The organism is Ruegeria sp. CDSA236 (assembly GCF_059611285.1).
Map to the genome: position 1 here is coordinate 214,608 of NZ_JBXWPG010000005.1, position 13,288 is coordinate 227,895.

12 protein-coding genes are annotated in these 13,288 nt (G+C 59.7%); 3 read left to right on the plus strand and 9 right to left on the minus strand.

Annotation, left to right across the window (positions count from 1 at the left end; all coding sequences use genetic code 11):
- Window positions 1-4: 4 nt before the first annotated feature.
- Together AC2FLB_RS10570 and AC2FLB_RS10575 are read right to left on the minus strand one after the other, a co-directional pair.
- Window positions 5-1,051 carry an MBL fold metallo-hydrolase gene (locus tag AC2FLB_RS10570; RefSeq protein WP_142635372.1) on the minus strand — a complete coding sequence of 349 codons (1,047 nt, stop codon included), beginning with the start codon at window positions 1,049-1,051 and terminating at the stop codon, window positions 5-7.
- Window positions 1,051-2,757 carry an acyl-CoA dehydrogenase gene (locus tag AC2FLB_RS10575; RefSeq protein WP_271948509.1) on the minus strand — a complete coding sequence of 569 codons (1,707 nt, stop codon included), beginning with the start codon at window positions 2,755-2,757 and terminating at the stop codon, window positions 1,051-1,053. Before AC2FLB_RS10575 ends, AC2FLB_RS10570 begins: the two co-directional genes overlap by 1 nt.
- A gap of 138 nt (window positions 2,758-2,895) precedes the next feature.
- Here AC2FLB_RS10575 and AC2FLB_RS10580 point away from each other — a divergent pair, with 138 nt between their 5' ends.
- Window positions 2,896-3,846, plus strand: coding sequence for an L-threonylcarbamoyladenylate synthase (locus AC2FLB_RS10580; RefSeq protein WP_496691827.1), 951 nt, complete (start codon window positions 2,896-2,898; stop codon window positions 3,844-3,846).
- On the opposite strand, the gene AC2FLB_RS10585 is transcribed toward AC2FLB_RS10580, so the two are convergent.
- Entirely contained in the window at window positions 3,847-4,401 is a 555-nt protein-coding gene (locus AC2FLB_RS10585) for a YqgE/AlgH family protein (RefSeq protein WP_142635367.1), read from the minus strand.
- 145 nt (window positions 4,402-4,546) lie between these two features.
- Between AC2FLB_RS10585 and AC2FLB_RS10590 the strand changes: the two genes are divergently transcribed.
- Both AC2FLB_RS10590 and AC2FLB_RS10595 read left to right on the plus strand, forming a co-directional pair.
- A complete protein-coding gene (locus AC2FLB_RS10590; protein ID WP_496709224.1) occupies window positions 4,547-5,359 on the plus strand; it encodes a protein-disulfide reductase DsbD domain-containing protein in 813 nt (270 codons plus the stop codon).
- 7 nt (window positions 5,360-5,366) lie between these two features.
- Window positions 5,367-5,783: an NUDIX hydrolase gene (locus AC2FLB_RS10595; RefSeq protein ID WP_496696497.1), complete on the plus strand. Its 417-nt coding sequence runs from the start codon at window positions 5,367-5,369 to the stop codon at window positions 5,781-5,783.
- Here the strand turns inward: AC2FLB_RS10595 and AC2FLB_RS10600 are convergent.
- From AC2FLB_RS10600 to AC2FLB_RS10625, 6 genes are all read right to left on the minus strand, one after another.
- Window positions 5,780-9,178, minus strand: a complete 3,399-nt coding sequence (locus AC2FLB_RS10600) for an efflux RND transporter permease subunit (RefSeq protein ID WP_496709225.1) — start codon at window positions 9,176-9,178, stop codon at window positions 5,780-5,782. The genes AC2FLB_RS10595 and AC2FLB_RS10600 overlap by 4 nt on opposite strands.
- 5 nt (window positions 9,179-9,183) lie before the next feature.
- Window positions 9,184-10,638: an efflux RND transporter periplasmic adaptor subunit gene (locus AC2FLB_RS10605; protein WP_496709226.1), complete on the minus strand. Its 1,455-nt coding sequence runs from the start codon at window positions 10,636-10,638 to the stop codon at window positions 9,184-9,186.
- 104 nt (window positions 10,639-10,742) lie between these two features.
- Window positions 10,743-11,285, minus strand: coding sequence for a molybdenum cofactor biosynthesis protein B (gene moaB / locus AC2FLB_RS10610; protein WP_281972584.1), 543 nt, complete (start codon window positions 11,283-11,285; stop codon window positions 10,743-10,745).
- Window positions 11,286-11,291: 6 nt separating this feature from the next.
- Complete coding sequence (locus AC2FLB_RS10615) at window positions 11,292-11,912, minus strand: LysE family translocator (RefSeq protein WP_281972585.1); 621 nt, start codon at window positions 11,910-11,912, stop codon at window positions 11,292-11,294.
- The gene (locus AC2FLB_RS10620) at window positions 11,912-12,508 is read right to left on the minus strand and encodes a metallophosphoesterase family protein (protein ID WP_496700976.1); all 597 of its coding nucleotides are present in this window, start codon (window positions 12,506-12,508) and stop codon (window positions 11,912-11,914) included. Before AC2FLB_RS10620 ends, AC2FLB_RS10615 begins: the two co-directional genes overlap by 1 nt.
- Complete coding sequence (locus AC2FLB_RS10625) at window positions 12,508-13,272, minus strand: uracil-DNA glycosylase (protein ID WP_496709259.1); 765 nt, start codon at window positions 13,270-13,272, stop codon at window positions 12,508-12,510. The genes AC2FLB_RS10620 and AC2FLB_RS10625 overlap by 1 nt, the downstream gene beginning before the upstream one ends.
- Window positions 13,273-13,288 lie beyond the last annotated feature (16 nt).

Below are 13,288 nucleotides of genomic sequence, written 5' to 3' on the forward strand. Positions count from 1 at the left end.
CCTTCTACCCTTTGCGCTGAAACTCCCACGCCCCGTCCGCGCGCCGCGTTCGGGTAACAGCACCAATGTGGTAGAGATGGTTCAGATGTGCAACTGCTTCGACCAGAGCAAGCCCATACTCTCCTTCACCGATCTGGCGTTTGAACAAGGGCACAAAGCACTCAGCAGCGGTTTTGGGCTGGTCCAGATAATTCTGCAGACGGTCCAGCGCGCTGTGGTGATTGTCGATCAACTGCCTCATCCTGACCGGCAGGCCGGTAAAGGGCAGTTTGTGCCCGCCCAGCGCCATATGATCCGGGCGCGCCAGGTCTTGCAGGCGCTCGCAGGCTTCCATCCACTCCGCCACGGGATCCGCCATGGGCTCGGTAACATAGACGCCCAGATTGGGGCTGATCGAGCTGAGAACCTGGTCGCCCGTGATCACCAGATTATCGTCACGGCTCCAAAAAGTTGCATGTTCGGGAGCGTGGCCATTGCCCATATGAACATCCCAGTCGCGCCCACCCATACGAATGACGCTGCCCTGTTTGATCCGGGTAAAGCCCAGCGGCATCGGATAGACCGTGTCGCAGAAATTGAAGGGCCGTTCTGTCATCCTTTTGGCAAGGAAATCGGCATCCATCCCGGCGCTTCGGTAGTAATCCAGCGTTTCCTGCGGCCAGTTTTCCTGCACATCCAGCGTCAGCATCCGTGCAAACAGCCATGCGGTACGCGACGTGACCAGCTCGGCCCCGTGTTCAGATTGAAACCAACCAGCATTGCCAACGTGATCGGGATGGTGATGTGTCACCACCACGCGCGTCACGGGTTTGCCCCCCAACGGTCCCGCCATCAGGTCCGCCCAAATACGGCGCGTCTTGTTCGAGGACATGCCAGTGTCGATCACCGTCCATCCGTCACCATCATCCAGCGCATAGATATTGACGTGATCCAGCGCCATAGGCAGCGGCAACCGCATCCAAAGCACGCCTTCGGCAATTTCAACGGCCTCGCCCAGGGCCGGAGCCTCGGGCCAAGGATAGCGGATCGTCAAATGTGTATCACCGTCCATCAGGCAGCTACCATTTCCTCGGCGCTGAGAGCAAAGACGTCATCCGCACCGTTCTGCGCCTGAACCAAAAGCCCCGAAAACTCAGGCAACAGCGCATTGATATAAAAGCGTGCCAGCTTGAAACGGGTGCCGTTTGGCTCGGCCAGGGCCGCCTTGAGGTGATAGTGACCGCCCAGAACGCGGGCGAATGCCTTCAGATAGGGCACGGCGCCGGCAAATCGCGTGTTCATGTCGGACTGCGATATCAGCCACTCGGTCGTTTCACGCAGGCTTTCCGTGGCCTCCCAGACAGGACCCGCCAGTTCCGGCATCGACCCACGCGCGCGTTCGGCGTGATCCTCGATTTCGTCCAGCAAACGGGACGCCGCTTCGCCGCCATCCATCATCTTGCGTGCGACAAGGTCCATGGCCTGAATGCCGTTGGTGCCCTCGTATATCGCGGTCACACGGACGTCGCGATAGAACTGTGCCGCGCCGGTCTCCTCGATAAAGCCCATACCGCCATGGACCTGCACGCCTTCTTCCGAAACCCGCATACCGGTTTCGGTACCGAAGGCCTTGTTTATCGGCGTCAACAAGGCCGCGCGCGAAACCCAGTCCGCGTCGCCTGTTGCATTGGCCATATCAATCGCGGCTGCGTTTGCAAGCATGATCGCGCGCGCAGCAAAAGTATCCGCACGCATACTCATTAGCATCCGGCGTACATCGGCGTGATCGAGGATTGTGCCCGAAGGTGTCTTGCCTTGCTTCCGCTCAAGCGCATATTCCAGGGCCTGCTGATAGGCGCCTTCGGCGGCACCGATACCCTGTCCGCCGACGCCTAGTCGCGCGTTGTTCATCATGGTGAACATCGCAGCCATTCCGCCATGTTCCTTACCCACAAGCCAGCCTTTGGCACCATCATACTGCATCACGCAAGTTGGCGAACCATGCAGGCCCATCTTGTGCTCGAGCGAAACCACTTTCAGGTCATTTGCCACACCCGGATTGCCATTCTCGTCCGGCAAGTATTTGGGCACCAGAAACAGCGATATTCCCTTGGTTCCGGGAACAGCATCGGGCAGGCGTGCCAACACCAGATGGCACACGTTTTCAGCAAAATCGTTATCACCCCAGGAAATGAAGATCTTCTGACCAGACACCGAATAGGTGCCATCTCCATTCGGTTCTGCCTTCGACGTCAGCGCACCCACATCCGATCCCGCCTGCGGCTCGGTCAGGTTCATCGTGCCCGACCATTCACCAGCGATCATTTTGGGCAGGTACAGGTTTTTCAGCTCATCACTTGCGTGGTGCTCTAGTGCTTCGATCTGGCCCTGCGTCATGAGCGGCGCCAGTTGCAGTGACAGGCAGGCCGCAGACATCATCTCGTTGACGGCAGTGGTCAAGGTCATCGGCAGCCCCATACCGCCATACTCGGGATCGGCACTCATGCCGATCCAGCCCCCCTCGGCAATAGCGTTCCAACCGTCGCTAAATCCTGGCGAGGTACGCAACACGCCGTTTTCCAGACGCGCGGGCTCCAGGTCTCCGTTTCGCTGAAGCGGCGCCATAACCTCTTCGCAGAGCTTTCCAGCCTCGGTCAGGATCGCGCTTACGACGTCTTCGCTTGCTTCCGCGAACTTGTCGGTCGCTGCAATACGATCAAAATCAACCGCATGACGGAACAGAAATTCGTAATCTGCAACTGGTGCGCGATAGGGCATAATATTACCTCGGGGCTGTCTTGAACGGTCCGCGACGCCGGGGTTGGAAATCCGCTGACTCGCCGTTATTCATCTGGGTTTGAACGATTACGTACCCATCCTTATGCTACAAGCAATCAAAACGCGGCGTCACTCACAATGATCTCTAACGGTACACTCGAACTGTCAGCCGACCCGGCGGGAATTGCTCAGGCTGCGGATCTTTTGAGGCAGGGACAGCTGGTCGCTTTCCCGACTGAAACGGTCTATGGGCTGGGTGGGGATGCCCGCAACGGAGAGGCTGTCGCCAGCATCTATGCCGCCAAGGGCCGACCCAGTTTCAACCCTCTGATTGCGCATGTCGCATCGGTAGAGTCCGCGCGCAAGTTTGTTGAATGGTCAGATCAGGCCGAGGCGTTGGCACAGGCGTTCTGGCCCGGCCCGCTGACTCTGGTTCTGCCGCTGCGGGAAGGGCACGGTGTATCGTCGCTTGTCACTGCCGGGCTGGATACATTGGCGGTTCGGGTGCCTGCGCATCCTTCTGCCCGGGCTATTCTCGAGATGTTCGACGGGCCGGTCGCTGCGCCCTCGGCCAACCCTTCGGGACAGATCAGCCCGACAACAGCCGCGCATGTCCGCGCCGGTCTGGACGGGCGCATCGCTGCCATTCTGGATGATGGTCCCTGTGGTGTCGGGCTGGAATCCACCATTGTCGGCCTCGCTGGAGAACCTGCACTGCTACGCCCCGGCGGGGTGGCTTTGGACCAGATCGAAGCAGCTCTCGGCTCGGCATTGCATCTACACCAATCCGGCGACACGCTAACAGCACCCGGACAGATGCTGTCGCATTACGCGCCGGACGAGGCGGTCCGGTTGCACGCGCAGACTACATATGGTGACGAGATTCTCTTGGGATTTGGGCCGGTCGAATGCGACCTGAACCTGTCCGCTGATGGCAACCTGACCGAGGCGGCGGCCAATCTGTTTGCGGCTTTGCACAAGCTCAACAGCACCGGACGCCCGATTGCCGTGTCCCCTATTCCGGACCACGGATTGGGTGCCGCTATCAACGACCGGTTGCGCCGGGCCGCAGCGCCACGTGACAGTTGATCAGGCGCGCCCTGCGCTGGCCGACAAAGTCAGAGGATCGACACCCAGCGTTGCCAGCGCCGCCTCCCATTTCTGATCATCGGGGACATCGAACACCAGCTTCGAATCCGCCTCGGTTGTGAGCCATCCGTTCATCGCGATCTCATCCTCAAGCTGCCCGGGTCCCCAGCCTGAATACCCTAGCGTCAGCATAGAATTCAGCGGCCCTTGCCCCGAGGCCAGGTCTTCAAGCACGTCCAACGTTGCAGTCATGCTGAAATCGTCCGAAATCTGCAGGGAATGGAGGTTCGCGTCATAATCGGCGCTGTGCAGGACGAATCCGCGCGACATCTCGACCGGGCCGCCGAAATGCACCAGACGCTCACCCACGATCGGGATACGGCAAGCGATATTCAACTGACCCAGCAGCGTCTTTATGCGTAAATCCGAAGGTTTGTTGATGATCAGACCCATCGCGCCATCGTCGCCATGGCTGCAAATATAGACAACCGAATGATCGAAACGCGGATCGCCCATCCCAGGCATCGCAATCAACAGTTTACCGGTCAGATCCATAAGACGACATCTCTTGCTGAGCTCCCATCAACAATGCCCCCGCAGTCCCGGTATTGGCAAGGGACGAGCGGCGATTTCGCTAGATTTCATTCGAGTGACCCGAACGTGACTTGGAATTCGCCTCGAGACCACGCATTTATAGGGTATGAGCATTCACAAGACATTTCTGGCAGCCGCCCTTGCCGTGACCGTTGGCGCGATTGGACCGGCATCTGCACAAGTGGTCGGCTCGGTGGCCGAATTGGATATCCTGGACGGCGGGCGCACAGCAAATGGAGCCTATCTTGGGGCGCTGCGGGTGACCCTGCAGGACGGCTGGAAGACCTATTGGCGGGCGCCGGGCGATGCAGGTATTCCGCCACAGTTCGACTGGAATAGATCAACCAATGTCGGCAGCGTGTCGATCACATGGCCCGCGCCGGATGTCTTTGATCAGAATGGCCTGCAGTCGATTGGATACCAAAATCAAATGGTCCTCCCTGTCGAAATTTTGCCGAAGAACCCGGCCAAACCCGTGCGGCTGAAAGGCACGGTGGATCTGGGGGTCTGCAAAGACGTCTGCATCCCGGAACGTTTGGGCTTCGATCATACCCTGAACGCCGAAGCAGAGCGCAACCCGACGATCGCGGCGGCACTGGCCAAGCGTCCCTATTCCGCCAAAGAAGCCCGGGTCGCCAACGCGCGGTGCCACCTGACCCCGACGTCTGACGGAATGCAGATCGAGGCGCGCGTCACCATGCCTTCCGCCGGTGGCCTCGAGGTTGCCGTGATCGAGCCCGGCAACCCCGAGCTGTGGGCCTCGCAAACCGACGCCAAACGGCAGGGCGGTACTCTGGTCGCCACATCCGAGGTGATCAACGCCTCGGGCGGTCCGTTTGCGCTGGATCGCTCAAAGATCCGGATCACTGTTCTGGGTGCCAATCACGCGGTGGACATTCTGGGGTGCAGCGCTGGCTGACCCCATGATGCAAACTCCGAAAATCGGTGCGCTTGCGGTCGTCATTCATGACGGGCACGTCCTTCTGGTTCAGCGTAGCAAGCAACCGGATAAGGGGCTATGGGGCTTTCCCGGCGGCCATGTGGAATGGGGCGAAACCGTCCTGCAGGCAGCACAGCGGGAACTGCGCGAAGAAACCTCGGTGATTGCCGAGCCGTTGCGGTATCTGGACAATCTGGACCTGTTGCGCCGCGACGCTCATGGCGCGGTTCTGTCTCATTACCTGTTGGTTGGCGTGGCCTGCCAGTATCAGACCGGGCAACCGGTTGCGGGGGATGACGCAATGGATGCACGCTGGTTCCCACTGGACTTGATCCGACAAGGCGCACTGCCCATGAGTGACCGGGTCACAAACCTGTTGGAAACCGCACTACGTCAGGGCTAGGCGGTGCGTCCTTTGAGACGGGCGTACAACAGGCCCGACAAAACAATGCTCACCACCAGAATCACCGTGGCGCCGGCAGTAAAAGCTCCAAACCCCATCCGCAGGATTGAGGGGCCCTCTGGCCCGGCATAAAGCCCCGAAACAAGGCCCGGTGGAGACCCGGTCACCGCAGGCCAGATCATCGTCAACGCAAACCAGAGCATCAAGGCAAACCCGGTGACAACAAGCGCCCCCTGCACCACACGATCCGGCGCCCGAATTGCGCGACGCATGGCCGTCATTGGCCGCGACAGATCGTTCAGGATCCCCAGCAGGGCAGGAACGAGTAGCAATACCAGCACCATCCCAAACGCCAACCCATAGACCAGCGTGATCACAGTCGGTTTGAGGAACTGTGCCTGCTGCGATCCTTCGTACAACAGTGGGGTCAGGCCCAGAACCGTGGTCAGCGTCGTCAGCATTACTGGCCGCAATCTGTCCGATGTCCCCTCGACGATGGAGGGCATCAGCCCACGAGTCTGCTGATACTCGTCAATCGTCGTCACCAGAACAATCGAGTCGTTGATGATGATTCCGGTCATCCCAAGCAGGCCAACGACCGTGAACATGCTGAGCGGAACCTCCCAGATATAATGACCCCAAATGGTTCCGACCAAACCAAACGGAATGATCGCCATCACCACCAATGGTCGGGTCCAACTGGCAAAGACCCAGGCCAGCACCAGATAGATGCCCGTCAGGCACAGGATCAGACCGGTACGGGCTTCGGACAGAAACTCTTCTTCCTGCTCGCTCAGACCTGCCATAGTCCACTCGACCTGACGTGTGGCTGCGATATTGGGCAGAATTTCCTCGCTCATCGCACGGGCGATCTCGGCCGCGCGTGTTGGATCATCCTCGGAGATATCGCCATAGACCGAAATCACCCGCAGCCCGTTTTCACGCCGCACGGTCGAGAATCCGGATTTACGCTGAACCGAAACGATATCGGCCAACGGGACATAGACTCCATCGGGCGTGCGCATCAGTGTGCGTTCCAGGAAATCGGCGGTCAGTTCTCCTTCAGGCAATTCAACCCGGATCTCGGCACTGCGCGGGCCATCAGGAAAGGTCGCGGCCTCGATCCCGTTCAGACGGTCCCGCAGCACCCGGCCCAATGTTTCGATCCGAAAGCCCAGCGCCTGTCCCTGCGCGGTCAGATCCAAAATGTATTCTTCCTTGTCATAGGCCAGATTGTCTTCCAGCGCTGAAACCTCAGGGTATTTCGAAAGCGCGACCTGCAAGTCCTCGGAAGCCGTTTTAAGCGTGTTCACATCGGCGCCGTAGAGCTGCACGTCAATCGCATCTCCTCCCGGACCAGACCGCCAGCCCCTGAAGCTGAGCAGCTCAAGTTTGGGATGGCTTGGCGCCATTTCCTGCAACTCTCCGACAAACTCGAAGCTCGAATAGGGGCGCAGGTCGGCATCTATCAACTCGATCGAAATCCCGCCCAGCAAATCCGTGTCCTTGCCATCCGCTGCCGAAAGTGCACGGCCCGCGGATCCCCCGATCTCGGCCAGCACGTAATCAATGGGGTTGCGCCCGTGCCGCTCTTCATAGCGTTGGCCAAGCGCCTCTACCGAGGTCTGTAGTTGGTGCATCATGGCCAACGTATCCGCGCGGCCTGCGCCCTCGGCCATGATAAAATTGCCTGTAACCGATCCACGCTCGGGCGCATTGAAGAACCGCCAGTTCACGTCCCCGCGGATGAACAGGGAAATCTGGCTGGCCAGAATGACGATCATCGCCGACACCACCACATAGCGTGCCCAGATTACCCAGGCGATCAGCGGTCGGAACAGCGTATCGCGCACCCAGCGAAACCCCTTGTTCACCACACGGTTCGGCAGGTCATACCAATGTTCCTTGGCAGAGTGCGCAATCGCGTGGGCCATATGGTTGGGCAGGATCAGAAAGCATTCGATCAGCGAAGCGATCAATACCGCTATCACCGTGAAGGGGATATCGCGGATTAACTCTCCGAAACGTCCACCAATCGCAGTCAGGCCAAAAAAGGCAATAACCGTGGTCAGCGTCGCAGCAAAGACCGGCATCGCCATGCGACGTGCGGCGCGTTCGGCGGCCACCATTGGTGGCTCACCCAGCCGTCGCGCGCGAAAATCGGCATGTTCACCCACAACGATGGCGTCATCCACGACAATACCCAGAGTGATAATCAAGCCGAACAACGACACCATGTTGATCGACAGGCCACCAATATACATGAACGCAATCGCCGCCGACATTGCCACCGGAATACCCGCGGCAACCCAAAAGGCAATCCGCGCATTCAGAAACAGAAACAGAAGGCAGACCACAAGACCCAGCCCAACCAGCCCGTTATCGACCAGAATATCCAGCCGGTCGGTGATCGCTTGCGCCCGTGTCCGGATCAGCTCGGCCTTTACGCCCTCGGGCAGGCTGGCTTGCATCTGCGAGACGACATCTTCGACCGTGTGTTGAATTTCAATCGCGTCCCCCAGATTTGACCGGTCCACACGGACGGACATTGCCGGGTTCTTGCCAACAAAATAGCTGCGGTTTCGGGTAACCCCCTCGATCCGGATCTGCGCCACATCACCGATCAACAGCTTTGAGCCATCGGTGAAATTGCGCAGCGTAATCCCTTCGATCTCTTCCGGGCTGCGCTTTTCGGTGCCCGTGCGAATGCGCGCATTGGCCCCTGTCACATCCCCTGCCGGATTGGCGTTGACCTCGGCAGCGATGGCTAAGGCGATCTCGGATAGGGTGATGTCGTTGGCGATCAGCTGTGCTGTGGGCACCTCGACTACAACGCGCGGCGCGGCGAGGCCCCGGATCGTGGTGCGGGTCACGCCAACAGCGAACAAACGGTTGATCAGCTCATCGGTGAACTTGGCCAGCTGTTCAGGATCGACAGGGCCAGTGACGACAACATCCGTGACGCGATCGCGCCAGGCGCCGCGTCGGATGGTCGGCTCATCAGCGTCGTCTGGCAGGTTGGTGACACTGTCGACCGCTGTTCTGACCTCTTCGACCGCGCGCGACATATCCCAGTTCGGCTCGAACTCCATCCGGATCTGGGCTGTGCCCTCGCGCGAAGTCGAAGAGGTGCTGGACACGCCTTCAACGGCCAGAAGGGCCGGCTCCAACAACTGAACGATGCCATTATCGACATCTTCAGGGCCAGCTCCATCCCAGCTAACGCTGACATCCACCCGTTCAAGGATCACATCGGGAAAGAACTGCGCCCGCATATTCGGGATGGCAGCCGCGCCCAGCACCAGCATAACTAGCAGCAGCAGGTTGGCGACCGTCCTGTGGCGCGTGAAATAGCTGAGTATCCCCCCAGCCGCGCCGGGAATTTCGCGCATCATCGCGCCTAACCTCCGGCTCGGTTTTCGATGCTGCGCACCAACGACGCGGGAACCTTGGCTTCGCCCAGTTGGCCCAGCACGCGGGCTTTGACATCTTGAGGCAATGCATCACTGGCTTCGACCTGCGCCACCAGCTGGGCACGCTGTTCCTCGGACAGCTCGACCATATCCGTCTGGCCCCCTGCATTGGCCTCATCCCGCAGCGGTCTGACCCGGACACCGGCCCCAAGCAGAGGCGTTCGACCAATGACAACCTCGCGACTTTCCAACCCCCGCCCGCGCAGCAGCACCTCATCACCCTGACGGCGGATTAACTGCACTGGTAGAACCTCAAGCCGGTCATCCTTGCCCAGAATCAGAACCGTCCCTGCTGAATCCAGAACCGAGGACGGCAGGCGCACCACGTTCTCAAGCGGCTGTTCCTGAACCGAGACTGTCACGAAATCACCGGGCTTGAATCCCGAAGTATCCTCGAGCAAGGCATAAAGCAGGCGACCGGTTTGCCCTTCTCCGGCCGAGCCGCTATCGCGGCTTATGCGGCCCTGTGCCGCAAGATCTGCTCCTGTGACCTCTAGCGATACAGTGACCGGGGAATTGATCAGATCCCCTTCAGCATCCAGCAGGCGCACGAATTGCGCGGTCGAGACGCGAAAGGCCACCTCAAGTGCTTTAGGATCAACCAATTCGGCCAGTTTTTCGTTGGCTGACACCAGGCGACCCTCGACCAAAGTTACGTCGGTCAATGTGCCCCCGAACCGGGCATGGATGGTCATGTCTTCCAAATCACGTTCGGCGGCGGCCAGTGCGATACGGGCACGCGACAGCAACGTCGTCGCCTGATCGACGCGCGATTCCGCCTGTGCCAGCGCGATCCTCCGGGCCAAAACAGATTGCTGTGCCGATGCCTCGGCCAGTTCCGCCTCTTCCACGGATGCCGCCGCGCCTACTCCCCGGCTTTTCAAGTCTTTTTGACGCTGTAGGGCACGGCCCCGCAATTCGGCCTGCGCCTCGGCCGAGTTCAGCTCATCCTGCGCCAGCAGCAGCGACCGTTCGGCATCGCGTTCCTCAAACTGAGCATCCAGCAGGTCCGACTTGGCGCGGTCCAGCGCCGATTGTGCATCCGCCGGATCAAGCTCGACCAGAACCTCTCCTGCAGTGACAGCACCGCCATCTTCGAAATCTTCGGACAAGGTTATCACACGGCCACCAAGCGCTGCACGCAGTTCCAGGCGGCGTCGGCTTTGCACCTCACCAAATGCTTCAAGATAAGGCGTTACGGTTTCCACTTCGGCATGCCGGACAGTAACCGCAAAAATCCGCTCCCGCGCCTGCGGAGCGGCATCCTCGCGCGTCAGAACATCCTGCACTGCACCCGCGATCATCTGAACCGCCACAAACAAGAGTGCCAACGTCAAGGACGTCAGGAAAACTCCGGCAAGGCTCTGCCTCAGAAAGCGCATTTACTATCACCCCGTTCGCATCAGGCTAGCATTTCAGAAGGTAGCTTTGCCCCGAAAAATGCCAAGCCACAAAGCGGTAATACACATTTGAACGTGTAACCAGCTTACTTCCGTCGCAGATGTTCGTCCAATCTGGGCATAATTTCCACGAAATTGCAGGGCCGGTGACGATAATCGAACTGTTTTAGCAATATTCCATCCCAGGCATCCTTGCAGGCACCGGGGCTGCCGGGCAATGCAAACAGATAGGTGCCCCCGGCGACGCCACCTGTGGCGCGCGACTGGACGGCAGAGGTGCCGATCTTTTGCAACGACAGGATTGTAAAAACCGTGCCGAACGCGTCGATTTCCTTCTCGTAGACATCCCGATGCGCCTCGACTGTAACGTCGCGCCCTGTCAGGCCGGTACCCCCGGTCGAGATGACGGCATCTATTTCAGGATCTGCGATCCACACGCGCAGCTGTTCTGAAATCTGGGCGCGCTCATCCGGAAGGATCTTGCGGTCCGCGACCAAATGGCCCGCCGCCTGAATCCGATCCACCAAAGTCTGTCCCGATCGGTCCTCGGGCAGCGTCCGCGTATCCGAGACAGTGAGGACGGCGATCCGAACTGGAATGAATTTTTTGCTTTCGTCGATGCGTGACATATGACGTCAGGCCCTTTCCATAATCGCAAGCCGAATGGCGAGCGCCGTAAAAATCCCTCCGGTCACCCAGCCCATGAAACGCGAGGCACGCGGGTTCGAGACCAAGACTCGGCCCGCGCCACCGGCAAACATGCCGACCATCCCGTTCACCACAAAGCCGCCCACCGCGATGATGAGGCCAAGGGTCAGGAACTGCGGCAAGATTGGCCCCAAGGTCGGGTCCACAAATTGCGGGATGAAGGCCAGCACGAACAGGATGACCTTTGGATTGGTGAGATTGACCAGCAGCCCATCACGAAACGCAAGTTTCCCGCTATGTGCCGGTGCCTCGGCCGGCACGGCACCGTTTTGGATCGAACGCCAGGCCAGATACAGCAGATAGGCCACCCCCAACCAACGGATCACATCAAACAGCCAGGGCAGCGTCGATACCACCGCGCCAAACCCAAGCCCAGCCAGCAGGACATGCACCATCGACCCTGCAGAAATACCGGCGCTGGCCGCAAGCGCGGGCCGTGCGCCTTTGCGCAGGCCCTGCCCAAAGCAGAACATCATATCAGCTCCGGGTGTGAGGTTCAGAGCGAGCGCAGCCGGGATAAACGCCAGAAGGGTCACAGTTTCGATCATCAATGCAGCTCAAACCAATTTGGTCTGGGCCCCAGATTGGCCACCTGGGTGCGCCCGATTGCCCCGCGATACCCCCAGCTGTCATGGATATGGCCATGCAGAGAAAGCTGCGGCTGCACCCGCTCGATCGCGTCGCGCACCGCGACCGAACCGACAGCGCCACCCATCGACGTGACATCGCCATGCCCTTTGGGCGGAGAATGCGTAATCAGAATATCGGCAGCGTCGCACCGATCCAGCAACTCGGCGGCCTCGGCCTCGGTCAGATCGCAGGACCAACCGCCAAAAGGCGTCACGGGCACACCATATCCCAGACCAAACAGGCGCACCCCGTCCACAGTCATCCCGGTGCCATGCAGCACGTGGACACCTTCGGGCACAGCCGCTGTCAGCTCTTGGACGCTTTCGGCATTGCCGGGGGTTAGGACCAGAGGGGCCAAAATGCCCGCAAGCATCTCCATCGCCTGATCCAGCCCTTGCCGCATATTGCAGAAATCACCAGCACCGATCACCAGATCCGCCTCGGCGCTGGCGGCAACCAATTCTACCGCCCGACTGCGCGCCATATGCAGGTCGGAAAAGGCCAGGATGCGCATCACTTGCCCTCCAGCCGGGCCTTCAACTCCAACAGATCTGCCCAGGCCTGCCGTTTCATTGGCGGTTGCCGCAGCAAGTAAGCAGGGTGAAACATCGGGATGACCGGCAGCCCCCAAGCCTGATCCCACTGGCCGCGCAACCGAGTTATACCGCGTTTGCCCAGCACCGCCTGACAGCTGATATTGCCCATCACGACCAGAACCTCGGGCTTGGCCAATGCGACGTGGCGCTCCAGAAACGGCTTCATCATGCCGATCTCTTCGGGTTTGGGATCCCGGTTCTGCGGGGGCCGCCAGGGCAGAACATTGGTGATATAGACGTTTTCGGCACGGTTCAGCTCAATCGCGGACAACATCCTGTCCAGCAACTGCCCGGCCCGGCCAACAAAAGGCTTGCCCTCACGGTCTTCATCCCGGCCCGGAGCCTCGCCTATAATCATCACCCGAGCACCCGGCGTCCCGTCGGCAAACACCAACTGGCGCGCGCCACGTTTCAACTCGCAATGATCAAACGCATCCATCGCAGCGCGCAACTGGTCAAGCGATCCAGCAGTCTTGGCAACTGAATCGGCAATCGCCAACGCATCGACCGGCTTGGGCTTTTCCGGCGCCGTTTGTACCGCTGTGGGCTTTTTGGATTTGGGCGCAGTGTCGGGCAACGTGTAGCGGTCCACCGGGGCATCCCCGATCGCATCCGTCGCGCCCAGTTCAATCTGCCAATCCAGCAGAGCCCGCGCTGTGTGAAAGTCCAAAGCCGATTCCATGACACTCAATCTAACC